At 65.8% G+C, this 24,221-nt stretch carries 16 protein-coding genes; 8 read left to right on the forward strand and 8 right to left on the reverse strand.

The window, feature by feature from the left end:
* From E7V67_025335 to E7V67_025350, 4 genes are all read left to right on the forward strand, one after another.
* Entirely contained in the window at nt 1-930 is a 930-nt protein-coding gene (locus E7V67_025335; GenBank protein ID WUR12974.1) for a LysR substrate-binding domain-containing protein, read from the forward strand.
* Between the two features lie 287 nt (nt 931-1,217).
* Nucleotides 1,218-4,784, forward strand: coding sequence for an indolepyruvate ferredoxin oxidoreductase family protein (locus E7V67_025340; protein ID WUR16344.1), 3,567 nt, complete (start codon nt 1,218-1,220; stop codon nt 4,782-4,784).
* A 161-nt stretch (nt 4,785-4,945) separates the two neighbouring features.
* On the forward strand, nt 4,946-8,236 hold the full coding sequence (locus tag E7V67_025345; protein WUR12975.1) for a methylmalonyl-CoA mutase family protein: 3,291 nt from the start codon (nt 4,946-4,948) through the stop codon (nt 8,234-8,236).
* Nucleotides 8,237-8,573: 337 nt separating this feature from the next.
* Nucleotides 8,574-9,470, forward strand: coding sequence for a hypothetical protein (locus E7V67_025350; GenBank protein WUR12976.1), 897 nt, complete (start codon nt 8,574-8,576; stop codon nt 9,468-9,470).
* Here the strand turns inward: E7V67_025350 and E7V67_025355 are convergent.
* From E7V67_025355 to E7V67_025375, 5 genes are all read right to left on the reverse strand, one after another.
* Nucleotides 9,448-10,482 carry a substrate-binding domain-containing protein gene (locus tag E7V67_025355; GenBank protein WUR12977.1) on the reverse strand — a complete coding sequence of 345 codons (1,035 nt, stop codon included), beginning with the start codon at nt 10,480-10,482 and terminating at the stop codon, nt 9,448-9,450. The genes E7V67_025350 and E7V67_025355 overlap by 23 nt on opposite strands.
* 27 nt (nt 10,483-10,509) lie before the next feature.
* Nucleotides 10,510-11,775: an MFS transporter gene (locus E7V67_025360; GenBank protein ID WUR12978.1), complete on the reverse strand. Its 1,266-nt coding sequence runs from the start codon at nt 11,773-11,775 to the stop codon at nt 10,510-10,512.
* Nucleotides 11,776-11,811: 36 nt separating this feature from the next.
* Nucleotides 11,812-12,456, reverse strand: a complete 645-nt coding sequence (gene pgmB / locus E7V67_025365) for a beta-phosphoglucomutase (GenBank protein WUR12979.1) — start codon at nt 12,454-12,456, stop codon at nt 11,812-11,814.
* Nucleotides 12,453-14,777, reverse strand: coding sequence for a glycosyl hydrolase family 65 protein (locus E7V67_025370; GenBank protein ID WUR12980.1), 2,325 nt, complete (start codon nt 14,775-14,777; stop codon nt 12,453-12,455). Before E7V67_025370 ends, pgmB begins: the two co-directional genes overlap by 4 nt.
* 121 nt (nt 14,778-14,898) lie before the next feature.
* Nucleotides 14,899-15,894, reverse strand: coding sequence for a LacI family DNA-binding transcriptional regulator (locus tag E7V67_025375; GenBank protein ID WUR12981.1), 996 nt, complete (start codon nt 15,892-15,894; stop codon nt 14,899-14,901).
* A 227-nt stretch (nt 15,895-16,121) separates the two neighbouring features.
* On the opposite strand from E7V67_025375, the gene E7V67_025380 reads away from it, so the two are divergent.
* Nucleotides 16,122-18,599, forward strand: coding sequence for a TonB-dependent receptor (locus tag E7V67_025380; GenBank protein WUR12982.1), 2,478 nt, complete (start codon nt 16,122-16,124; stop codon nt 18,597-18,599).
* A gap of 239 nt (nt 18,600-18,838) precedes the next feature.
* Entirely contained in the window at nt 18,839-19,753 is a 915-nt protein-coding gene (locus E7V67_025385) for an aldo/keto reductase (protein ID WUR12983.1), read from the forward strand.
* A 14-nt stretch (nt 19,754-19,767) separates the two neighbouring features.
* Here the strand turns inward: E7V67_025385 and pssA are convergent, their stop codons facing one another.
* Nucleotides 19,768-20,523, reverse strand: coding sequence for a CDP-diacylglycerol--serine O-phosphatidyltransferase (gene pssA / locus E7V67_025390; protein WUR16345.1), 756 nt, complete (start codon nt 20,521-20,523; stop codon nt 19,768-19,770).
* A gap of 207 nt (nt 20,524-20,730) precedes the next feature.
* On the opposite strand from pssA, the gene E7V67_025395 reads away from it, so the two are divergent.
* A complete protein-coding gene (locus E7V67_025395; GenBank protein ID WUR12984.1) occupies nt 20,731-21,675 on the forward strand; it encodes a CAP domain-containing protein in 945 nt (314 codons plus the stop codon).
* The gene (locus tag E7V67_025400) at nt 21,675-22,271 is read left to right on the forward strand and encodes an Hpt domain-containing protein (protein ID WUR12985.1); all 597 of its coding nucleotides are present in this window, start codon (nt 21,675-21,677) and stop codon (nt 22,269-22,271) included. The genes E7V67_025395 and E7V67_025400 overlap by 1 nt, the downstream gene beginning before the upstream one ends.
* Nucleotides 22,272-22,284: 13 nt before the next feature.
* Here E7V67_025400 and E7V67_025405 read toward each other — a convergent pair whose 3' ends face one another.
* The gene (locus E7V67_025405; GenBank protein WUR12986.1) at nt 22,285-22,485 is read right to left on the reverse strand and encodes a hypothetical protein; all 201 of its coding nucleotides are present in this window, start codon (nt 22,483-22,485) and stop codon (nt 22,285-22,287) included.
* A 313-nt stretch (nt 22,486-22,798) separates the two neighbouring features.
* Entirely contained in the window at nt 22,799-24,175 is a 1,377-nt protein-coding gene (mnmE, locus tag E7V67_025410) for a tRNA uridine-5-carboxymethylaminomethyl(34) synthesis GTPase MnmE (GenBank protein WUR12987.1), read from the reverse strand.
* Nucleotides 24,176-24,221 lie beyond the last annotated feature (46 nt).

Raw genomic sequence — 24,221 nt, forward strand, 5'->3', positions numbered from 1 at the left:
ATGGAATTGCGCCAACTCCGCTATTTTGTTGCAATCGTCGACCACGGATCGCTGTCGCGCGCGGCCGGCGTGCTGCACGTGGCGCAACCGGCCCTGACGGCGCAGCTGCGCCAGCTGGAGCAGGACCTGGGCGCGCAGCTGCTGCACCGCACCGCGCAGGGTGTACACAGCACGGATGCGGGCAAGGTGTTTTACGAGCACGCGCAGGCGATCCTGAAGCAGGTGGCGGACGCGCGCACGGCCGTCACCCAATCGGCCCATCCGGCCGGCAGCGTGACCCTGGGCCTGCCGCACAGCATCTCGGCGGCGCTGGCGTTGCCGCTGCTGGAGGCGGCGCGGGCGCAGTACCCGGACATCACCCTGCAGCTGACGGAGGAACTGACCGGCAACCTGGCCGAGCAGCTGAAATCGGGCCGCGTCAACCTGGCCGTGCTGTTCGACGACGGCCAGCTGACGCCGTTTGCGACGACGCCGCTGGCGGAGGAATCGCTGTGCTTCATCTGCCGCGCCGACGCGCGCTGGTTCCCGCAGCGCTCCGCGATCACCCTGCAGGAAGCCCTGCAGGCCACCCTGATCCTGCCGGGGCTGCAGCACGGCGTGCGCCCCCGCATCGAGGCCGTCGCCGGCGCGGCGGGCCTGGCGCCGACGGACGTCATCGAGATCAATTCCATCGCCATCCTGAAGTCGGCCCTGATGGCGGACATGGGCGCGACGATCCTCCCGGTCGCGCCCGTGTTGCCGGAAATCGAGCGTGGCCTGATGCGGGCGATATCCATCCACAGCCCGGCCATCTCGCGCACCGTGGTGCTGTGCGCTTCCCGTACCCTGCCCCTGACCAATGCCGCGACAGCGATCAGCCGGCTGGCGGTCGAGGTGGCGGGACAGCTGTGCCAGGGCGGCACATGGCCGGGCGCGGTGCTGTTGGCCTAGACAGCCGAGCCCGTGTCCCACCACGGGGTCAGTCACCAAAACGAGACACGGGCTCGGCACTAGTACGGGCCGCGTCCATCACTTTTTCTTATACCCCCATCGCCATCCCCTATTTCCGTATACGTCAACCAAGGCGTAGACTGACCGATTAGAAGAGCCACCGCAGAGTGGCTAGCCGCGATACGCGGCCCCGTAGCCTTCGCCAGACCGCGCCCACCCGGCGCGCCAAGGCTAGGCGCAACCGAAATAAAGCATTTTGGAGACAAGCCATGCCCGATACCCCGGCAATGGGTGCCGCCGCGTCCGTTCGTGACGCCGCGCCCGCGCAGCCAGTCGTTCTGCACGACGTCAGCCTCGACGACAAGTACACCGCCACTTCCGGCAAGATCTTCCTCTCCGGCATCCAGGCCCTGGTGCGCCTGCCGATGATGCAGAAAAAACGCGACGAGAAAGCGGGCCTGAACACCGCGGGCTTCATCTCCGGCTATCGCGGATCGCCCTTGGGCGGCCTGGACGAAACGCTGTGGAAGACGAAGAAGCACCTGGAGGCGAATCACATCCAGTTCGTGCCGGGCGTGAACGAGGACCTGGCCGCCACCGCCGTCTGGGGTTCGCAGCAGGTCGACCTGATCGGCCCGTCGAAATACGATGGCGTGTTCGCCATGTGGTACGGCAAGGGCCCGGGCGTCGACCGCTGCGGCGACGTCTTCAAGCACATGAACCATGCCGGCACCTCGAAGCATGGCGGCATCCTGCTGGTGGCCGGCGACGACCACGGCGCGTATTCGTCCACCCTGCCGCACCAGTCCGACCACATCTTCTCGGCCTGCATGATCCCCGTGCTGTACCCCTGCAATGTGCAGGAGTACCTGGACCTGGGCGTGCATGGCTGGGCGATGTCGCGCTTCTCCGGCTGCGCCGTGGCGTTCAAGGCGCTGGCGGACACGGTCGAATCGTCGGCCTCCGTCGATGCCGACCCGTTCCGCGTGCAGGTAAAGATTCCGCAGGACTTCCATATGCCCGAAGGCGGCCTGAATGCCCGCCTGTCGTCGATCCCGCTGGGCCAGCAGGCGCGCAACCAGGAAGCGCTGATGCAGGACTACAAGATCTATGCAGCCCTCGCCTACGCGCGGGAGAACAAGCTCAATCACACGACGATCGATAACCCGAACGCCAAGCTGGGCATCATCGCCTCCGGCAAATCCTACCTGGACGTACTGGAAGCGCTGGAAGAACTGGGCATCGACGAGGACATGGCCGCGAAAGTCGGCCTGCGCCTGTTCAAGGTGTCGATGCCCTGGCCGCTGGAGCCGGACTCGGTGCGCGAATTCGCCCAGGGCCTCGACGAAATCCTGGTGGTCGAAGAGAAGCGCCAGTTCGTCGAATACCAGCTGAAGGAACAGCTGTACAACTGGCGCGACGACGTCCGTCCGCGCGTCATCGGCAAGTTCGACGACAAGGGCGAGTGGGTCGCGCCGCGCGGCGAATGGCTGCTGCCGCCGAAGGCCGACTTCTCGGTCTCGCAGGTCGCGCGCGTGATCGCCTCGCGCGTGAAACGCTATATCGACGACACGCATATCCAGGACCAGATCAAGGCCCGCCTGACCTTCCTGGACGCCAAGGACGCGGTGCTGAAGAAGGCCATCAGCACGCCGTTCCGTCCCGCCTTCTATTGCTCCGGCTGCCCGCACAACACGTCGACCAAGGTCCCAGACGGCAGCTTCGCGCTGGCCGGCATCGGCTGCCACGTGATGGCCACGTCGATCTACCCGGAGATGAACAAGCTGACCACGCACATGGGCGGCGAAGGCACGCCGTGGATCGGCCAGGCCGCGTTCTCGGAAGTGCCGCACGTGTTCCAGAACCTGGGCGACGGCACCTACTTCCACTCCGGCTACCTGGCGATCCGCGCCGCCGTGGCCGCGAAGGTCAACATCACCTATAAAATCCTATACAACGACGCCGTCGCGATGACGGGCGGCCAGCCGGTCGATGGCACCGTGTCCGTGCCGATGATCGCGCAGCAGATGGCGGCCGAAGGCATCAAGCGCATCGCCCTGGTCACCGAAGACCTGTCGCGCTATGCCGACCGCTCGAACCTGCCGGCCATCGTCACGCTGCACGACCGCAAGGAGATGGACGACGTGCAGCGCGAGCTGCGCGAGATCCCCGGCTGCACGGTACTGATCTACGACCAGACCTGCGCGGCCGAGAAGCGTCGCCGCCGCAAGAAGAACGAGTTCCCGGACCCGAACAAGCGCATGGTCATCAACGAAGCCGTGTGCGAAGGCTGCGGCGATTGCGGCATCCAGTCCAACTGCGTCTCGATCCTGCCGAAGGAGACGGAGTTCGGCCGCAAGCGCACGATCGACCAGTCCAGCTGCAACAAGGACTATTCGTGCGTGAAGGGCTTCTGCCCCAGCTTCGTTACCGTCGAAGGCGGTACCTTGAAGAAATCGAAGACGGGCGTCAGCAAGGACAAGACGTCCGACGACGGCTGGGCAGCGCTGCCGCAACCGCGCCTGCCGGACTGCGAGCAGCCGTACAACATCCTGATCAACGGTATCGGCGGTACCGGTGTCATCACCGTCGGCGCGCTGATGGGCATGGCCGCGCACCTGGAGGGCAAGGGCGCCTCCGTGCTGGACATGACGGGCATGTCGCAGAAGAACGGCTCCGTCACGTCGCACGTGAAGATCGCCACGTCGCCGGCGCACCTGCGCGCGCAGCGCATCGCCACCGGCGAAGCGGACCTGATCCTGGGCTGCGACATGCTGACGGCCGGTGCGGCCGACGCGGTGTCGAAAATGCGGCCGGGCCGCACGCTGGCCGTGGTCAACCTGCACGAGCAGCCGCCCGGCACGTTCGCGCAGAACGCCGACTGGCAATACCCGGCCGAGGAAGTGCGCGCGCTGATCGTCGAATCCGTCGGTGGTGAGAATGCGGCGGACTTCATCGACGCCACCAAGCTGGCCACGGCGCTGATGGGCGACTCGATCGCCGCCAACCTGTTCATGCTGGGCTATGCCTGGCAGCGCGGCCGCATTCCGCTGTCGGAAGCGGCGCTGCTGCGCGCCATCGAGATGAACGGCGTGGCCGTCGAGTCGAACAAGAAGAGCTTCCTGTGGGGCCGCCGTGCCTCCGTCGACGTCAAACGTGTCGAGATGACGGCGACGCCGGCGCAGGCCATCGTCGTGCAGATGCCGCAAAGCCTGGATGGCGTCATCAAGAAGCGCGTCGAGTTCCTGACCGGCTACCAGAACGCGGCCTATGCGGCGCAGTACGAGCAGTTGGTGGTGCAGGTGCGCGAGCGCGAGACCGCCCTTGGCCTGTCGAACAAGCTGTCGATGGCGGTGGCGAAATCGCTGTTCAAGCTGATGGCGTACAAAGACGAATACGAAGTGGCGCGCCTGTACACGGACGGCCGCTTCGTCGAACAGCTGAAAACGCAGTTCGAGGGCGACTTCAGCCTGAAGTTCAACCTGGCGCCGCCGATCTTCGCGAAGAAGGACGCGAAGGGCCATCTGGTCAAGGCGGAGTACGGCTCGTGGATGTGGAAGGCATTCAGCGTGCTGGCCAAGCTGAAAGGCCTGCGCGGCGGCGCGTTCGACATCTTCGGCCGCACCGAAGAGCGCAAGATGGAGCGCGCGCTGATCGGCGAATACCGCCAGACCGTGGCGGAGCTGCTGGCCGGCCTGAACGCGGGCAACTACGAGCAGGCCGTGGCGATCGCCGCGCTGCCGGAAAAGATCCGCGGCTTCGGCCACGTCAAGGAAAAGGCCGTCGCCACGTACCACGCCGATAAGGCGCGCCTGCTGGCCGCCTTCGGCGGCGCCCGCCAGCACGCCGCCTGATATTGCTTTGAAAATGGGGACAGACCCCATTTTTTCAGCAATGTTTCCCGAAAAATGGGGTCTGTCCCCACTTTTCGGGAAACTTCCAGCATTCGCTTTTACGTTAACGTAAACGTCATATAATCGGATCAGCACGATCCGTCGAAATTCCAGGGAATCTCATGAACGATCTGACCTCCGCCAAGACCCTTGCCGCCGAAGCCGACCAGGCGCGGCCGGCCAACAAGGTGCGCTTCGTTACGGCCGCCTCGCTGTTCGATGGCCACGATGCCTCGATCAACATCATGCGCCGCATCCTGCAGTCGAACGGCGTCGAGGTCGTCCACCTCGGCCACAACCGCTCGGTCGACGAAGTCGTCACCGCCGCGCTGGCGGAGGACGTGCAGGGCATCGCCATCTCCAGCTACCAGGGTGGCCACGTCGAATACTTCAAGTACATGATCGACCTGCTGCGCCAGCGCGGCGGCGCCCACATCAAGGTGTTCGGCGGCGGCGGCGGCGTCATCGTGCCGGCCGAGATCGCGGACCTGCACGCCTATGGCGTCACCCGCATCTTCAGCCCGGAAGACGGCCAGCGCATGGGCCTGGTCGGCATGATCCAGTGGATGGTGCAGCAATGCGACATCGACCTGTCGCAGTATTCCCCCACCTCGCTGGCGCCGCTGCAGGAAGGCGACATCGCCACGCGCCATCGCCCGCTGGCCCAGCTGATCACGGCGCTGGAAAACGACCGCGCCGCACCCGAGCTGCGCAAGCAGCTGATCGAAGCGGCCGACCAGCTGGCCACGCCGACGCTGGGCATTACCGGCACCGGCGGCGCCGGCAAGTCGTCCTTGACGGACGAACTCATTCGCCGCATCCGCCTGGACCAGGGCGACGCGCTCAACATCGCCATCATCTCGATCGACCCGTCGCGCCGCAAGTCCGGCGGCGCGCTGCTGGGCGACCGCATCCGCATGAATGCGATCAATCCGTGGAATGGCCAGGCACGCGTGTTCATGCGCTCGCTGGCCACGCGCGAGGCGGGTTCCGAAATCTCGCAGGCGCTGCCGGACGTGATCGCCGCCTGCAAGGTGGCCGGCTTCGACCTCGTCATCGTCGAGACCTCCGGCATCGGCCAGGGCGACGCCGCCATCGTGCCGCACGTGGACGTGTCGATGTACGTGATGACGCCCGAATTCGGCGCCGCGTCGCAGCTGGAAAAGATCGACATGCTCGATTTCGCCGACTTCATCGCCATCAACAAATTCGACCGCAAGGGCGCGCAGGATGCGCTGCGCGACGTGGCCAAGCAGTACCAGCGCAACCGCGAGCTGTGGAGCAAGCGCCCGGAAGAGATGCCGGTCTACGGCACCCAGGCGTCCCGCTTCAACGACGACGGCGTCACGGCGCTGTACCAGGGCCTGCTGCCGAAACTCGTCGAGCACGGCCTGCACACGCAGCCGGGCAAGCTGGCGCCGGTGGACGTGCGCTTCAGCTCCGGCAAGAACGTCATCGTGCCGCCCGCGCGGGCGCGCTACCTGGCCGAGATCGCGGACACCGTGCGCGGCTACCACAAGACCGTCCGGCGCCAGTCGGTCCTGGCGCGCGAGCGCCAGCAGCTGACGGAAGCCAAGCGCATGCTGGCGGCGGCCGGCAAGCATGCCGACTTCGACGACGTCATCGTCGAACGCGACAACCAGCTGGACGCCAACACGAAAAAACTGCTGACGACGTGGCCGGACGTACAGGCGGCCTACGCGGGCGACGAATTCGTCGTGAAAATCCGCGACAAGGAAATCCGCACGGGCCTCGTGTATCACACGCTGTCCGGCAACAAGGTGAGGAAGGTATCGCTGCCGAAGTACGAGGACCACGGCGAGCTGCTGCGCTGGCTGATGCTGGAAAATGTGCCGGGCTCGTTCCCGTACACGGCCGGCGTGTTCCCGTTCAAGCGCGAGGGCGAAGACCCGACCCGCATGTTCGCCGGCGAAGGCGACGCGTTCCGCACCAATCGCCGCTTCAAGCTGGTCTCGGAAGGGCTGGACGCGAAGCGCCTGTCCACCGCCTTCGACTCCGTCACCTTGTACGGCGCCGACCCGGCCCTGCGCCCGGACATCTACGGTAAAGTGGGCAACTCCGGTGTTTCGATCGCGACGCTGGACGACATGAAAGTGCTGTACGACGGCTTCGACCTGTGCAGCCCGACGACCTCCGTCTCGATGACGATCAACGGCCCGGCGCCGACGATCCTGGCCATGTTCATGAACACGGCGATCGACCAGCAGATCGACAAGTTCGCGCGCGACCAGGGCCGCCAGCCGACGGATGAGGAAGCGGCGCAGATCCGCGCCTGGGTGCTGCAGAACGTGCGCGGCACCGTGCAGGCCGACATCCTGAAGGAAGACCAGGGCCAGAACACCTGCATCTTCAGCACCGAGTTCTCGCTGAAGGTGATGGGCGACATCCAGGAATATTTTGTTCAACACCAGGTCCGCAACTTCTACTCCGTCTCGATCTCCGGCTACCACATCGCCGAGGCGGGTGCGAACCCCATCTCGCAGCTGGCCTTCACCTTGTCGAACGGTTTCACCTTCGTCGAGGCGTACCTGGCGCGCGGCATGAACATCGACGACTTCGCACCCAACCTGTCGTTCTTCTTCTCGAACGGCATGGACCCGGAATACACGGTGCTGGGCCGCGTGGCGCGCCGCATCTGGGCCGTCACGATGCGCGACAAGTACGGCGCCAACGACCGCAGCCAGAAGCTGAAGTACCACATCCAGACTTCCGGCCGCTCGCTGCACGCGCAGGAGATCGACTTCAACGACATCCGCACCACCCTGCAGGCGCTGATCGCGATCTACGACAACTGCAACTCGCTGCACACCAACGCCTACGATGAGGCGATCACGACGCCGACGGACGAATCGGTCCGTCGCGCGCTGGCGATCCAGCTGATCATCAACCGCGAGTGGGGCCTGGCGAAGAACGAGAACCCGAACCAGGGCGCGTTCATCATGGAAGAACTGACCGACCTGGTGGAAGAAGCGGTGCTGCAGGAGTTCGAGCGTATCGCCGAACGCGGCGGCGTGCTGGGCGCGATGGAGACGGGCTACCAGCGCGGCAAGATCCAGGAGGAGTCGCTGCTGTACGAGCACAAGAAGCACGACGGCTCGCTGCCGATCATCGGCGTCAACACCTTCCGCAATCCGAAGGGCGCCGAGGTGCCGCAGACGATCGAGCTGGCCCGCTCCACCGACGATGAGAAGCAGTCGCAGCTCAGGCGCCTGGAGGACTTCCACCAGCGCCACGCATCGGAAAGCCCGGCCGCGCTGGCCGCGCTGCAGCAGGCGGCGATCGACAACGCCAATGTGTTCGAGAAGCTGATGGACGCGGCGCGGGTCTGCTCGCTGGGGCAGATCACCACCGCCTTGTTCGAGGTGGGTGGGCAGTACCGCCGGAATATGTAACAGCCTGCGGCAGCCGCGTATCGGGGTCTGTCCCTACGGGACTGACCCCGAAGTTTTTGCTGGCTCCGTCGAAACGCTGCCGAACTTCGGGGTCAGCCCCTGTGCAGGGACAGACCCCAAGCGTTGCGGGTGTTAACCTTAAACTATCAATGTTAAAAGACGGTGCGCACCTCGCCCCGTCCCGTCACAATCATCGGCGCGATTTTCAGGCGGTATTGATCCCGCTCTACCATTCCTTTCGTCTTGCCAGCCAGCCCTGCTGCTGATCAATACGCCAGTGTTCCCCTTCGCTAACGTATAGCTCGTTGTACAGGCCTCCCCCTGATGAGGACCGTAAATGAGATACGCACGCCTGACGCCGGGGCACGGCTTCAAACCCGCCAACAGCTTCTTCTACTATCTGCAGCGCATCATCGTCGCGCCACCGCTCAGGGGGCTGTGCGTGCGCATGTTCCGGCAGTGGGTGCGCATGCGCCAGGGCCAGCCTGACGCGCCCATGCCGGCCGCGCAGCGCCGCCTGCTCGAGCACCTGCACATGGAAGGCTACGCGGCGCTGGGCAATTTGCTGACGCATGCGCAGTGCGCCGACATTCACCACTACTTCACCCCACGTACCCTGACCGACCGGCACGACGCCGGCACCACGTTCACATTGGCCAGCGTGCCCGCCACGGTCCGGCTGGCCGAGTACGGCCTGAGCGACATCGTGCACTGCCCGCACATCCTGGCACTGGCCAACGACCGCCGCCTGCTGGAACTGGCGGCCAGCTACATCGGCTGCAAGCCCACCATCTCCCAGCTGGGCGTGCGCTGGTCGTTCCCCAGCACCGCCCAGCGCAGCGACCTGCAGACGTTTCACCGCGATTCCGAGGACTGGCGCTACTTCAAGGTGATCGTCTACCTGACCGACGTGGGCGATGGCGACGGTCCCCACGTCTATGTGCGCGGCACCCACAAGACACGCGCGCCGATGCGCCTGCGCCTGCAGACCGATGGCGAAATCAGCGAACAGTATGGCGACGAACGCCTGATCGTCGCGCGCGGTGAGCGGGGCTTCGGCTTCGCCGTCGACACGGCGGGCGTACACAAGGGCGCGCCACCGACGGACCGGCCACGCCTGATGCTGCAGATCCAGTACTCGCTGTTTCGCAGCTATGCCTACGTGTACGAACCGGAGCCGTATCCGGACGACTGCCCGTTCGACCGCTACATCAACCGCCTGATCCTGGCCTGAATCCGCCGGGCGCAGGCCCCACCGTGGACCCGGCCAGCAGGCGCGGTTGCCACAGCTCCTGCAATGCCGCCGCCGGCGTGCCGCCCAGGCGCGCCAGCAGCATGCGCGCCATCGTCGCGCCGGCCGCGCGCGCATCCGGCTGGTCGATCGTCGTCACGTCCAGCTCCGCCAGGGTGTCCGCCATGCTGCCCCAGACGACCAGCGAGATGTCGACACCGATGCGAAGGCCCGCGTCGAGCAGCGCCCGCACGGCACCGACGCCGGACAGGTGGTTGTCGACGATGACGGCGGTCGGCCGCGGCACCAGCGCCAGCAATTCCTGCATGGCCTGGTAGCCGCTGCGGCGGTCGATGGCCGATTCGATCAGGCAGCGCGGGTCAGGCACCAGACCGGCCGCCTGCAACGAGGCGATAAAGCTGTCGCGGCGCTGGCGCGCGAAATTCAGCGTCAACGGTGAACCCAGCAGCGCGATGCGGCGGTGGCCCTGCGCCCGCAGCGCCTGCACGGCCAGCGCGATGCCGGCCGCGTTGTCGTAGTCGAACCAGGCGTACGGCTGATCCAGTTGGGTCCTGCCGTGAGCGACGAACGGAAAGCCGGCTTCGCTGAGCCAGGCGATGCGCTCGTCGTCGACCAGCGTGCGGCTGACCACCAGGCCGTCGACGCGGCGCCCGCGCACCAGCTGGCGGTAGGTGGGCAGCTCGTTGGCCGGCGAGACCGGCACGATGATCAGGTTCATGCCGGCCGCTTCCAGCGCCGCGGACATGCCGCCAACCGTCTCCAGGAACATCGGGTCGCCCAGGTCGGCCGGCAGCAACGGGTAGATGATGCCGAGCACGTTGCTGCGGCCGACGGCCAGGGTGCGCGCGGCCGGATTGGCCTGGTAGCCGGCCGCAGCCGCCGCGGCCAGGACCCGCTCGCGCGTGCGTTCCGACACTTCCGGATAGCCGTTCAGCGCGCGGCTGACGGTGGTCTTGGACATGCCGAGCGTGTCGGCCAGCGCTTTCAGGTTCATTGCAGGGGCAGGTTCAATGCGGATGCGTCAATGCGAGCCGCCGATTATAGCGGTGCCGCTGACACCGTCCTCCCCTTCCACGGCGCGGCGAAAGAGGTACAGCATAATCAGGACAACAGCAATGGGCACCAAGGTCAGGTAGAAGGCGAAGTGGCCGGAGAACGCACCGAAGATATAACCCGTGACCAGAGAACCCGTGGTGCCGCCCAGGGCCGAGAAGATCACCAGCAGCCCCGTCATCGCCGAATGCTGGTGCTGCGGCAAGGAGCTCAGCATCACCGAATTGATGCCCGGGTAGATCGGCGCCATGAACAGGCCGATCAGCGGGAACAGGAAGGCGGCGACGGGCGCGCTGGCCCAGGTCACGTCGGGATTGGCGACCGCGTCGTGCGTCAGCGGCAGCGCCAGCAGCACCACGGCGCCCATGCCGACCAGGCAGGCGTTCATGACGGGATACCAGTGCAGCCGGCGCAGCACGATCCCGGCCGACAACCGCCCCACGGCCAGGCAGGCGGCGAAGATGCTGGTCACCTGGACGCTCATCGCCGCCGGCAGCTTCAGGATTTCGTTGTTAAACGTCGGCAGCCACGTGCCCACGCTCTGCTCGATCAGCACATATAGAAACGCGGTGATGACGAAGATGCAGACCAGCGGCTTGAAGAACAACTTGAGCATGGCGGCGAAATCCTGCGCCGGCGTGCGCTCGGCCGGCAGCGCGGCCAGGCGCTCGTCGAACCTAGTCGCCAGCAGCAGCACGAACGTGACGGCGCACAGCGCGGCCAGCAGCCAGTAGACGTTCAGCCAGCTGTGCGAGCGCGGATCGGCCGAATCGATGAACCAGCTGAACACCCAATAGGCGCACAGCACGCCCAGCATGAAGAAGCCTTCCAGCGTGTTCATGATGCCGGCGTGGTGGCGGCGGCTGGTGGCCACCAGGCCGAGCGTCGAGTAGACCGACACCTTGATCAGCGCGAACGACACGCCCACGCACAGGAACAGCAGCTTGGCCGTCGCGAAGGCCGGCACCAGCGGCATGGCCAGGCAGGCGAACGTGACGATGGCCAGGCCAATCAGCATCGCCTTCTTGTAGCCGATGCGCGGCAGGAACGACGCGACCAGGAACGAGACGACGGCGATCGGCAGGTCCTTGAACCCTTCCAGCACGCTGGCGGCGGATTTGGTCACGCCATAGTTATTGATGACCTGCAGGATCACGGTGCCGACGCTGTTGAGCAGGATGGCGAACACGAAATAGATCAGGAACAGGATGTAAAGGATGCGGCGGCTTTGCATGGGGTGTCTCCTCCGTGAATTTTTTTATATATTCTTTTATGCCGCCACGTAGTCGGATAGCCTGAACTGCGCCAGGCTCGGTATCACGACGTCCGCCTGGCGCAGCGTGGCGGGATCGCCGATGCCGACAGCGTACATCCCCGCCGCCTTGATCGAAGCCACCCCGGCCACCGCATCCTCGACGCCGAAACAGTCGGCGGGCGGCACGCCCAGCGCCTGGGCCGCCGCCAGGAAGATCTCGGGGTCCGGCTTGCCCTTCGCGATCAGGCCCGCGTCGACGACGTAGTCGAACTTGTCCGTGATGCCCAGCCGGTCCAGCACCGTGAAGGCGTTGCGGCTGACGGAGGCCAGGCCGATTCTCAAGCCCGCAGCGCGACAGTCGTCCAGCGCCTGCATGGCGCCCGGCAGCAGGTCGCTCGGCGTCATCGTGGCGATCAGCACCTTGTAATGCTCGTTCTTCGCGGTCGCCAGCGCCAGCTTTTCCTCCTGCGTGTAGCGGCGCGGGCTGGAGGCGAGGATCAGGTCGAGGGAGCCCATCCGGTCGATGCCCTTCAGGTGCTCGTTGAAGGCCTCGTCGAAATGCACGCCCTGCGATTCGGCCAGCCGCTTCCAGGCCAGGTAGTGGTAGCGGGCGGTGTCGGTGATGACGCCGTCCAGGTCGAAGATGACTGCGCGTTTCATGCAAGCTCCTGGTGCGTGGATTGTGCGGCCGTGAGCGCGATCACGGTATCGCGGTGGGTAAAGCGCAACGCGTCGCCGCGCAGCAGCGTGTACGTGGTGCCGGCGGCATCCACGGCGACGCGCAGCAGGCAGCCGCGCAGGTGGATGTGGAACTGGTAGCGGCGCCACTGACGCGGCAGCGTCGGCGCGAAACGCACAGCGCCGTCGACCACGCGCATGCCGCCGAAGCCGTACGCCACGCCCAGCCACGTGCCGGCCATCGCCGCCGTGTGCACGCCGTAGCGGGTGTTGCCATGGGTGTCGTCCAGGTCCATGCGCGCCGTCTCCATGAAGTAGTCGTACGCCTTGTCCTGGTAGCCCACTTCGGCGGCGATGATCGAATAGATGCAGGAGGACAGCGAGGAGTCGTGCGTCGTCACGGCCTCGTAGTAGTCGAAGTCGCGTCGCTTGTCCTCCAGCGTGAAGCGGTCGGACAGCAGCAGCAGCGCCAGCACCACGTCGGCCTGCTTGCACACCTGGTGGCGGTAGATCACCATCGGGTGGTAGTTCAGCAGCAGCGGGTATTTGTCGGCCGGGGTGTTGGCGAAGTCCCAGCGCTTCTTCGACAGGAAGCTGTCGTCCTGCTCATGGATGCCCAGCTCCTGGTCGTACGGCAGGTACATCGCGCCGGCGGCGCGGCGCCATTCGGCCGGCTCCTCCGAGCCCAATCCCATCGCCGCCGCGATGCGGGCATGGTCCTCGGGGTACTCGGCCGCAAGCTGGTCCGCGATGGCGGCCGCGAACTCCAGGTGCTGGCGCGCCATCGCATTGGTGTAGTAGTTGTTGTTGACGAGGGCCGTGTACTCGTCCGGTCCCGTCACCTCGTTGATGACGAAGCAGCCCTTGCGATCCCAGCTGCCGATGCCGGTCCAGATGCGCGCCGTCTCCATGACGATCTCCGCACCGCAGGCGCGCAGCCAGTCGATGTCGCCCGTCGCGTCCCAGTACTGCTTGATGGAGTACGCGATGTCGGCGTTGATGTGGTACTGCGCCGTGCCGGCCGGGAAGTAGGCGGAACACTCTTCGCCAGCGATGGTACGCCACGGATACAGCGCGCCCTTCTCGTGCGACATCTGGCGCGCCCGCCGGCGCGCCGATTCCAGCCCCGCCCAGCGGTAGTCCAGCAGTTTGCGGGCGATCTCCGGTTTGTTGTACAGGAAGTAGGGGAAGATATAAATCTCCGTGTCCCAGAAATAGTGGCCTTCGTAGCCCTCCCCCGTGACGCCCTTGGCGGCGATATTGGTCTTGCCGTCGCGGCCCACCGATTGCAGCAGGTGGTAGGCGTTGAAGCGGATGCCCTGCTGCAGGGCGTCGTCGCCGTCGATCTCCACGTCGGCCTGCTGCCAGAAGTCGGCGAGATAGGCCGCCTGGCGTGCGGCCAGCGCGTCGAAGCCGTCGGCCTGCGCCTGCGCCAGCACGGCGCGGCTGCGTTCTGCCAGCTCGCCTTCCGGATAGTCGCGCGACGAGTGGTAGCTGGCGTACTTCGTCACCTCGATCACCTGGCCTTGGGTGGCCGCGAACGTGTAGGCCTGCTCCAGCCGCAGGCCCTGCTGCAGGAAGGTGGCGTTGGCCGCGCCGTCTACCTGCGTGCGCGTGGCGCTGACGAGGTGGAAGCCGCTGTTGCGGGTTTTCTGCACCAGCGCCGCGTAATGGGCGTCCTGTTCGACCGCCAGCAAGGTGAGCGCCGGGCCGGACACGGCCGAGCCGACGCGCGGATCGTCGCCCGCTTCCAGGTTCTTCACGGCGCCATCCAGGCTGGCCACGACGCGCATGCTGCCGCTGAAGTTGACGGGCGTGACCCGCACCTGCAGCGCCAGCAGGTGCTTGTTGTCGAACGAGACCAGGCGGCGGCTGTGGTAGTCGATCGTGCGCCCCCGCGGCGACGTCCAGCGCAGCCGGCGCTCCAGCAGGCCGGTGCGCAGGTCGAGCGTGCGCTCGTAGTGCTCGACGGTGCCGGTCAGCGGGTCGAACGGCTCGTCCTCCACATAGACCTGCAAGCCTTTCGCGTTCGGCACGTTCAGCATGAACTGGTTGGTCTTGGCCAGCGCGTAGGCCGTTTCCGGGTAGTGGATCGGTTCGGACTCGTAGAAGCCGTTCAGGTAGGTGCCGTCCATCGACGTGCCGGCCGGGCCGCTGTAGCCCTCCTCGCCCGTGCCGCGCAGGCCGATGTAGCCGTTGCCGAGGGCGAACAGCGTCTCGTTCAGGAAGTGCGCCGCGGTAGCGGGCGCGGTTTCGCGCAGGCGCCAGGGGTCGGGCGGGAAGTTAAGAGTGTTTGCGGACACGTCAGGCCTTTCAAACCGGTTTGGAAACGCGTTAAAAAAAATCGGCAGCGGTTCAGACTCACGGTGTCAGGCACCTATCTTCAGGTCGCAGACCTGAAGATAGGTGCCTGACACCGGTGTTTCATGTTGCCCGGACCATCAACGTGGTCGGCAACACCTCCGACCCCACCGCCTCGCCATTCATCAAGTCAAGCATCTTGCGCGCCAGCAGTACGCCGCCGTCGCGCAGGTATTGGTGCACGCTGGTCAGCGGCGGCACGAAGCTGGCCGCCCCGGGCGTGTCGTCGTAGCCGATGACGGAGACCGCCTCCGGCACGTGCAGGCTCTTTTCCGCCAGCGCCCGGATCGCGCCCATCGCCAGCAGGTCGCTGGCGGCGAACACGCCGTCGAACGTGGCGCCCTTCTTTTTCAGCAGCGCCGAGATGCAATCGAAGCCGGCCTCGAACGTGAACGCCTTCGGCCGGAGGATGTGCACCGTGCCGCGCCCGCCCATCGCGTCGATGAAGCCGGCGCAGCGCTCCTGCACCTCGGCGTGGTCAACGTCGCCGAGGAACACCAGCTTGCTGCGGCCCAGCTCGATGAAGCGCTGCGCCGCCGACTGGCCGCCCTTGCGGTTGTCGCTGCCGACGACGATCGTGTCCGACCCCGGCTCCGGCGCGCCCCAGACGACCAGCGGCAGGCCGGTCTTCTGCAACGTCGTCACCGCCGTGCCGTGTGAGCCCTGGCCGAGCAGGATCAGGCCATCCGCGCCCTGCACCGGAGCCGTGTCCAGCAGCTGCTTCGATGTCAGCACCACGCTGTAGCCGGCTGTCGTCAGCTCTTGCGTGATGCCGCCCAGCAGTTCCAGCGGGTACGGATCGGACATCGGCCGGCCTTTCGCAGGTGTCATTTCCACCACGACCGCCACCGAGTACGAGCGCCCCATGCGCAGGTTGCGCGCGCTCACATTGAAGCGGTAGCCCTGCTCTTCGGCGATCTTGCGCACCTTGTCACGGGTGGCTTCCGTCACCAGCGGACTGTTGCGCAGCGCCCGCGACACCGTGATCTTCGAGACGCCCGCCACCCGTGCCAGGTCTTCCATCGTCAGGCCGGAGTCGGGAGTTTTGGGTGGTGCCATGGTCGCTCGTGTTGGGTGCTTGGAAAAAGTCTGGGGGCATTATGACAGATTCCAAAGTTTTGTCGCGAAAAATGACATCGATAACATTTCGATTGACATCGATATCATTTGTTGTTTCAATGGCAGTCACAACTGCTGAAAACCAATCAAGCAGCGGGAACGGCAGGCGCCTGGTGGGGCCGGCCCCTTGTCCCGGAGACGACAATCCCTAGAGAAGAAAGCCCATCATGAGAATTCCTCGCACGTTCCTGCACTCGTCCATTTCGCTGGCCATCCTGACCCTGGCCAGCCAGGCCCAGGCACAAACCGACACCCCGGCTCCACCGCCGGCGGACACCAGCGGCGCCAGCGGTGCGCCTCAAACCCAGGCCAGCGCGGCCCGAAACGACGCCGTCCAGACGGAAATCCAGCAAGTGGTCGTGACCGGCGTGGCCACGTCCGGCGGCGTGCGCAAGCTCGACTCCGCCTTTTCCATCACGACGGCCAGCGAGGAACAGCTGAAGCAGGCCGCACCCAGCAGCACGGCCGATATCCTGAAGCTGGTGCCGGGCGTGTATGCGGAAGCGACCGGCGGCCAGTCCGGCGCCAATATCGAGGTGCGCGGTTTCCCGTCCGGCTCCGATTCACCGTTCGTGTCCGTGCAGATGATGGGCAACCCGATCTATCCGGTGCCGACCCTGTCGTTCTTCGAAGGCTCCTCGGCGTTCCGCCTGGACGACACGATCGAGCGCGTGGAAGTGCTGCGCGGCGGCCCCAGCACGATCTTCTCGAACGGCCAGCCGGGCGCGACGATGAACTTCATCCTGAAGAAAGGCACGGACACGCCGGAAGGCTCGATCCGCTTCTCGACGGGCACGGGCGAACTGCGCCGCGTCGACGTGTTCTACGGTGGAAAGATCGCGGACGGCTGGTACGGCACCATCGGCGGCTTCTACCGCAACACCAACGGCGTGCGCGATGCCGGCTTCCCGGCCGACAAGGGCGGCCAGCTGAGCGCCACCCTGACGAAAAAGCTCGACGGCGGCGAAGTGACGTTCTACGCCCGCAGCACCAATGACAAGAACGCGTTCTATACCGGCGTGCCGCTGATTTCGTCCAACGAAGGCCGCACGATCAGCGAGTTTCCCGGCTTCGATCCGCTGACTGGCACCCTGATGAGTGGGGAGATGCGGCGATTTACGGTGGAAGCGGCACCCGGGCGCACCTTGAGCTACGACCTGGGCGACGGCCGCGGCCTGAAGTCGAACGTGTTCGGCGTCGACTTCGCCCAGACGATCGGTGGCTGGAACGTGTCGAACAAGTTCAATTACTTCGACGGCGACCTGAACACGATCGCCATGTTCACCGGGAACAATCCGCTGGCGATGGGCGCCTACAACGCCAGCGCCCTGGCCACCCACGGCGGCACGCGCGCCACGGCCACCTACCTGGACGGCACCCCGGTCGCGGACAACCAGCAGGTGGTGCAGGCCGGCCTGTGGGCGGTCGAGAAGCAGCTGCAGTCGTTCACGGACGAGATCCGCGTCAGCCGCGAATGGATGAAGGGCAACACGGTGACGATCGGCGCCTACTTCGCCAACTACTCGTCGGATGACGTCTGGTACCTGGGCAACAGCCACCTGATGACGGCCGTGCCGAACGCGCGCCTGATCGACGTGCGTCTGAACAACGGCGTCATCGTGTCGAACCAGGGCAAGGAAGGCCCCGTGAACTACGCGCCGGTGGCGTCCTATGACGGCAGCAACACGGCCCTGTTCATCGCCAACGAATGGAAGGTCAACGACCGCATCAAGGTGGACGGCGGCATCCGCCGCGAGCGCCAGAAGCTCGACGCCACGGTGTCGAAACTGGTCACGGGCGACACCGACAACAATCCGCTGACGGTCTACAACAACAATACGTCGATGCCGACCGGGGCCAACACCGCGCTGACCCGTACCGACTCGGCCAACTCGTTCACGATCGGCGGCAACTACAAGCTGGCCCGCGACGCCAGCGTGTTCGTGCGCGCCAATACGGGCCACACGTTCGTCGCCTTCGACGACCTGCGCAACGCCGGCACCCAGGCCAACGTGGACAATCGCGACTTCCTGCCGACGCCGAAGATCAAGCAGGTCGAAGTGGGCTTCAAGACGGCCACCCCGCTGTACAGCGCCTACATCAACTACTTCCACACGGAGTTCGACGGCATCTCGTTCCAGCAGCTGCTGGCCGATGGCACCGTGCTGTATTCCACCAGCGGCTCGAAGGGCAACGGCGTCGAGTTCGAGCTGGCCGCGCGCCCCATCCGCGACCTGACCTTGACCCTGACGGGCAACTGGCAGGATTCGGAATACAAGGACAACCCGAAGACGGCCGGCAAGCGCGTGCAGCGCCAGCCGAAGACGCAGTTCCGCTTCACGCCGGCCTATCGCATCCCGCTGGGCGAGAACGAGCTGAAACTGTACGGCACCTACACCTACGTGGGCGAGCGCTGGGCCGACCAGCTCAACGAGCAGTATCTGCCGTCGTACAAGACGTTCGACCTGGGCGCCGTGTACCGCCTGGGTGAAAAGATCGAGCTGCGTGTGAGCGGCAGCAACCTGTCCAACGAGCTGGGCCTGACCGAAGGCAATTCGCGCCTGACGACCGGCGGCACCGGCCCGATCAACGCGCGCCCGCTGTTCGGCCGCACGTGGGAAGCGTCCGTCATGTACCGGTTCTAAGCGTTCATCGAGAACAGTCCCTGGCGCGCGGAAATCCAAGGCTGCGCGTTCGTTCTCACCTTTGGCGGCCTGCGGGCCGCTTTTTTTTGCTCCGAACCGGAGAACTGGGGTCAGGCCCGGCGGGTCTGACCCCGGTCCCCGGCTAGCGGCCGCACGCCAGAAAAACGGTGACTGGCACCGTTTTTGTACGCCGAGCGCACTATAATTTCCCTTTCCGCCTCCAACCTGAAAGCCTCCCCATGACGAACTTCGCCGCACCCTGCCCTGTCGTACGCACCTCGGAAGACGGCCTCGCGCTGTCGCGCATCGTGGCGGGCATGTGGCGCATGGGAGAGTGGCAGATGTCGCCACAACAGCGCCTCGCCTTTATCGAACAGTGCCTGGAGCTGGGCGTGTCCAGCTTCGACCATGCCGACATCTATGGCGGCTACGGCGTGGAAAGCCTGTTCGGTGAGGCGCTGGCGCTGCAGCCTTCGCTGCGCGAGCGCATGCAGATCGTCAGCAAGTGCGGCATCAAGCTGATTTCGCCGGCGCGACCCGCGCACACGATCCAGCATTACGACACGACGGCCGCGCACATCACGGCTTCCGTCGACAACTCCTTGAAGGCGCTCGGCACCACGCACCTGGACCTGCTGCTGATCCACCGCCCCGACCCGCTGATGGACTTCGACGAGATCGCCGAGACGTTCGAGTCGCTGCGCGCGGCGGGCAAGGTGCGTCATTTCGGCGTATCGAACTTCAGCCGCCACCAGTTCGAATGCCTGCACCGGCGCGTGCCGCTGGCGACCAACCAGGTCGAGTTCTCGCCGCTGCACTTGGCGCCGATGTTCGACGAAACGTTCGACGGCCTGCAGGACAAAGGCGTGGCGCCGATGATCTGGTCGCCGCTGGCCGGCGGCCGCCTGTTCGGCGACGATGCGGCGACGGTGCCGCTGCGCGCCAAGCTGCGCCAGGTGGCGGCGGAGACGGGCCGCTCGTTCACCAGCGTGGTGTTCGCGTGGATCATGCAGCTGCCCAGCAGGCCGATCCCCCTGACGGGCAGCGGCCGCATCGAGGCGATCCGCGAAGCGGTGGAGGCGACGCGCTTTACGTTGACCCGGCAGCAGTGGTTCGAAATCCTGCGCGCGGCGCGCGGTCACGAGGTCGCGTGAATCCCTGCTGAACTTCAGTCCTCGTACACGACCGGCGGCGCAATCTTGCGGAAGCCCTGCTTCCACGCCAGGTTCAGCGCCAATGTGCCGGTGATGTAGACCAGGAAGAACAGCACGAAGTAATACGCGCGCAGCCAGATCAGCAGGCCGATATTGATGGCCAGGACCACGAACAGCGCCGTGCTTTTCTTCTGCTTCGAGCTGGGAAAGCGGATCGTCGACACCATCAGGCTGCCGACCAGGAACAGCAGCAGCACGACCAGCCAGCCATGCAGGGACGTATCGGGCGGTTCCGGCCACGCGACGACGACGGAGGCGACGCACGCGGCACCCGCCGTGATGGGCATGCCGACGAAGTATTTCGGGTCGGTCCGGCCGACGTTGACGTTGAAGCGGGCCAGCCGCAGCGCGCCGCAGGCGACAAAGAAGAACGCGGCGATACCGCCGGCGCGCAGCAGGGTCGGGTCGGCCGGCCCCATCGGCACGAAGCCGTAGCAGTACAGCAGCAGGGCCGGGGCGCAGCCGAAGTTCATCACGTCGGCAATGGAATCGAGCTGCACACCGAACTCGGAGCTGGTGCCGGTGGCACGGGCGACGAAGCCATCGAGCGCGTCGAAGATGCCGGCCAGGACCAGCAGCGCGGCAGCCAGGCGGTAGTCCGCCGCGTAGCCGGCATGGGCATTGTCGACGGAGAGGACGATGCTGCCGAAGCCACAGGCGATCGACAGCAGGGTGACCGAGCTGGGCAAGGCAAACTTTGCGCGCTGCATGCGGCGGGTATGGGGAGTAGTCAATTGAGCTCGCGTATGAGGTTTCCGGCACGTGGCCTATTGGACATTGCCGGTATTGTACCGTCCGCGCCGGGCCGGCAGCGCCCCGCAACCGGGCCGGCTGCCAGCCAAAGAGCAGGCCACGCGACTTGATTTGGCTTAGAATCGCTCTGTGGCCGGGCTGTACCGGCATCCCCGGAGCTCATCATGCAGGCACTCGAACACTGGAACGCGCGACTGGCCGCCCTGCTGCTGGCAGGACTGCTGTCCGCCTGCGGCGGCGGCGACGGCCCGGATGACGGGGTACAACCCACCAATCCACAGACACCGGTGCCGCAGCCGGGCGCGCCCACCGCGACGGGCGACACGGCCACGGACGGCTTTGCCTGGTTCAACTACCGCCGCGCGCAGACCGGCTTGTCGGTTCTCGCGCGTAACGGCGCCATCGATCGCGCCGCGCTGGGCCATTCGAATTACCTGCGCTTGAACGATACGGTGTCACACGACCAGGTGCGTGGCAATCCCGGTTACACGGGCGCAAAGCTGGAAGACCGCTTCGCGGCGGCGGGGTATGTGCTGGTGGGCACGCGTGCCTACGGCGAGGTGATTTCGGCCGCCGCCGACCGCGCCGGCTTTTACCACGCCGAGGAGCTGATCGCGGCGATTTATCACCGCTTCGTGATCTTCGAGCCGCTGTTCCGCGAAATGGGCACAGGCGCCTCGTCCACGGCGAGCGGCTACACCTATTTCACGGCCGACTTCGCGGCCAGCAACGGCTACGGTCCCGGCGTCGGCCGCGGCAACGTCGTGGTGTATCCCGTCAATGGCCAGACGGCCGTGCCCGTCAATTTCATGAGCGACAGCGAGTCGCCCGATCCCGTGCCGGACCGTAACGAGGTCGGCTATCCGATCAGCGTGCATGCCGACAACCCGTCGACGATCATCGTCAACAGTTTCACGGTGCGGCCGCGCGGTGGAATGGACCTGCCGGTGCGCCTGCTGACCAAGGCGACCGACGCGGAGACCCCCAAGGCCGCCGCATCGATCATCCCGTTGACGAAACTGGCGGGCGCTACCGTCTACGACGTCAGCTTCAGCGGCACCGTCGATGGCACGGCCATTGCGCGCAACTGGTCCTTCACGACACGCTGATGGGTATTCGTTTCGATCCGGCGGAAGCCGCGGCGCTGCCCGCGCTCGACGCGACCCACGGCCTGGCACGCCTGCTGGGCGACCAGCAGGTCTACGCCAACGTGTTGCGGCGCTTTTCGGGTTACGTGTCCTGCGTCGAGGAAGCCAGGGCACAACTGGCCGCGGGCGACCGCGATGCCGCCCACCGCACGCTGCACACATTGAAAGGCGCGGCCGGGCTGGTTTCGGCACCGCGGCTGTACATGCTGGCGGGCCGGGCGGAACACGCGATGGAGCGGGGCGAACCGGTCGATGAACTGCTGGCGCCGCTGCAAGCGGCGCTGACCGCCCTGCTGGCGGCCATCGCCGAAGAATTGGAACGCAATCCGCCGCCGCCGGTGGCGCTCGATGCGTCGGAGGAGAGCGACGGCGCCGTGCTGCTGCAGGAACTGGCCCGGCTATTGGATGAAGGCAACGGCAGCGCCGTCGACCTGGCGGCGCGCTATGCGCCGCTGCTGGCGGAAACGGTGGGGGCCGAGCATTGGCGCGCGGTCGCGGCGGCAGTGGACGACTACGACTTCGACCGCGCCCTGGAACTGCTGCGCCCGGCGCTGTGACGCCGGGCCGACCTCAACGGGTGTATTCCGCTTCTTCGTCGAACGAATCCGCGCAATCCCGGCCGCAGAAGCGCTTCACGCTGTCCAGCGGCTTTTCGCAATACCAGCACGAGCCCTTGGGCGGCAGCATCTGCCGCGTTCGCAACGGCGCTGGCATCACCGGCAACCCTGCACTGGCAATCTCGGATGACAGGTTCTCTTGTATCGGTTCCACAATGTTCCCCTTTTGGATGCACTTCAAGCCTGTAAGCAAGATTACGTCAGTGGAAGTATCCGGGCATGAGCGGCGTCAATCCGGACAGGGAACCCGCCAGCCTTGCATCGCTTACGCCACAAGGTGGAAACGCGCCGGCGCGGCGGGTCGCTGCAATAAATAATAGCAGGATTAAAACAGGGGAAATGGCGCCGTTGCGTGCGTTGGCGCACGTTCAGGCACATTCACAACAGGGATGGTAGGGACCGAAAATTTTTCCTATGGGCAGGGGATTTCCGATAGGCGGGCGGGCCGCGAAGGCCCGCCCGAGGCGTCATTTGCCGATACAGAACCGGCTGAAAATCACACCCAGCAAATCGTCTGACGAAAACGCGCCGGTAATCGTGGACAGCTGTGTCTGCGCCAGCCGCAGTTCCTCGGCGAACAGGTCGAGCGACTGGTCCGTCTGCGCCGCATGCTGGCTGGCGTGATCGAGGTGGCGCGCCGCGTTCTTCAACGCGATCAGGTGACGTTCGCGCGCCAGGTATAGCGATTCGCCCGTCTGCTGCCACCCGGCGATGCGCAGCAGCTCCTGGCGCAGCAGGTCGATGCCCTGGTGCTCGTGCGCGGACAGGTAGATGTGCGTGGCGTCCTCGGACGTATCCAGCGACGGCTTGTGGCCGGACAGGTCGATCTTGTTCCAGATGCGCAGCACCGGCACGCCGGCGGGGAAGCCGGCGATGATGGCTTCATCCGCCCGCGTAGGACCGTGGCTGGCGTCCAGCATGTGCAGGATCACGTCGGCCTTGCCGACCTCGCCCCAGGTGCGTTCGATGCCGATCCGTTCGACCACGTCCACCGCCTCCTCAATGCCGCGGATGCCGGCCGTGTCGATGATGTTCAGCGGAATGCCTTCGATCTGGATGGTTTCCGTCACCTTGTCGCGCGTCGTGCCCGCGATCGGTGTGACGATGGCCACGTCCGCGCCGGCCAACGCATTCAGTAGTGAGGACTTACCGACGTTCGGCTGCCCGACCAGCACGACATTCAGGCCCTCGCGCAGCAAGGCGCCTTGCGATGCCTGGCGGAATACGGCGTCCAGCGCCTCGACGATGCCTTTCAGCTGACCGCGCGCGTCGGATTTTTCCAGGAAGTCGATTTCCTCTTCCGGGAAGTCCAGGGTCGCCTCGACCAGCATGCGCAGGTGCGTGACGCGCTCGACCAGCGCGTGGATTGTCTTCGAGAACGCGCCGGACAGCGACTGCGACGCCGATTTCACGGCCGCTTCGGTGGACGCGTCGATCAGGTCGGCCACCGCCTCGGCCTGGGCCAGGTCCAGCTTGTCGTTCATGTAGGCGCGGCGGGTGAACTCGCCCGGTTCGGCCAGGCGCACGCCGAAGTCGCGGCCAGCCTCCAGCACGCGCTGCAACAGCATCTGCAGCACGACGGGGCCGCCGTGGCCCTGCAGCTCGATCACGTCCTCGCCGGTATACGAATGGGGACCCTTGAAGTAGATGGCGATGCCCTGGTCGATCAGGTTGCCGTCCGCCTGCGTGAACGGGATGTACGTGGCGTGGCGCGGCTTCAGCGGCGCGCCGAACAGCGCCTGCGCCAGCCCCTGCAGGTTCTTGCCGGAGGCGCGCACGACGCCGATGCCGCCGCGCCCCGGCGCGGTGGCGATGGCGGCGATGGGAGAGGTATCGAGATTCATAGGAGGATTCTAATGAAAAAAGGGACAGCCCCCCTTTTCAGGAAAA

Source organism: [Empedobacter] haloabium (assembly GCA_008011715.2).
In the GTDB taxonomy this organism is placed as follows: Bacteria; Pseudomonadota; Gammaproteobacteria; order Burkholderiales; family Burkholderiaceae_D; genus Rugamonas; species Rugamonas haloabia.

Excerpts from the sequence above, each read along its gene's own strand:
- E7V67_025335 (WUR12974.1), top strand. The coding sequence starts at position 1 with ATGGAATTGCGCCAACTCCGCTATTTTGTTGCAATCGTCGACCACGGA.
- E7V67_025340 (WUR16344.1), top strand. The coding sequence starts at position 1,218 with ATGGGTGCCGCCGCGTCCGTTCGTGACGCCGCGCCCGCGCAGCCAGTC.
- E7V67_025345 (WUR12975.1), top strand. The coding sequence starts at position 4,946 with ATGAACGATCTGACCTCCGCCAAGACCCTTGCCGCCGAAGCCGACCAG.
- E7V67_025350 (WUR12976.1), top strand. The coding sequence starts at position 8,574 with ATGAGATACGCACGCCTGACGCCGGGGCACGGCTTCAAACCCGCCAAC.
- E7V67_025355 (WUR12977.1), bottom strand. The coding sequence starts at position 10,482 with ATGAACCTGAAAGCGCTGGCCGACACGCTCGGCATGTCCAAGACCACC.
- E7V67_025360 (WUR12978.1), bottom strand. The coding sequence starts at position 11,775 with ATGCAAAGCCGCCGCATCCTTTACATCCTGTTCCTGATCTATTTCGTG.
- pgmB (WUR12979.1), bottom strand. The coding sequence starts at position 12,456 with ATGAAACGCGCAGTCATCTTCGACCTGGACGGCGTCATCACCGACACC.
- E7V67_025375 (WUR12981.1), bottom strand. The coding sequence starts at position 15,894 with ATGGCACCACCCAAAACTCCCGACTCCGGCCTGACGATGGAAGACCTG.
- E7V67_025380 (WUR12982.1), top strand. The coding sequence starts at position 16,122 with ATGAGAATTCCTCGCACGTTCCTGCACTCGTCCATTTCGCTGGCCATC.
- E7V67_025385 (WUR12983.1), top strand. The coding sequence starts at position 18,839 with ATGACGAACTTCGCCGCACCCTGCCCTGTCGTACGCACCTCGGAAGAC.
- pssA (WUR16345.1), bottom strand. The coding sequence starts at position 20,523 with ATGCAGCGCGCAAAGTTTGCCTTGCCCAGCTCGGTCACCCTGCTGTCG.
- E7V67_025395 (WUR12984.1), top strand. The coding sequence starts at position 20,731 with ATGCAGGCACTCGAACACTGGAACGCGCGACTGGCCGCCCTGCTGCTG.
- E7V67_025400 (WUR12985.1), top strand. The coding sequence starts at position 21,675 with ATGGGTATTCGTTTCGATCCGGCGGAAGCCGCGGCGCTGCCCGCGCTC.
- mnmE (WUR12987.1), bottom strand. The coding sequence starts at position 24,175 with ATGAATCTCGATACCTCTCCCATCGCCGCCATCGCCACCGCGCCGGGG.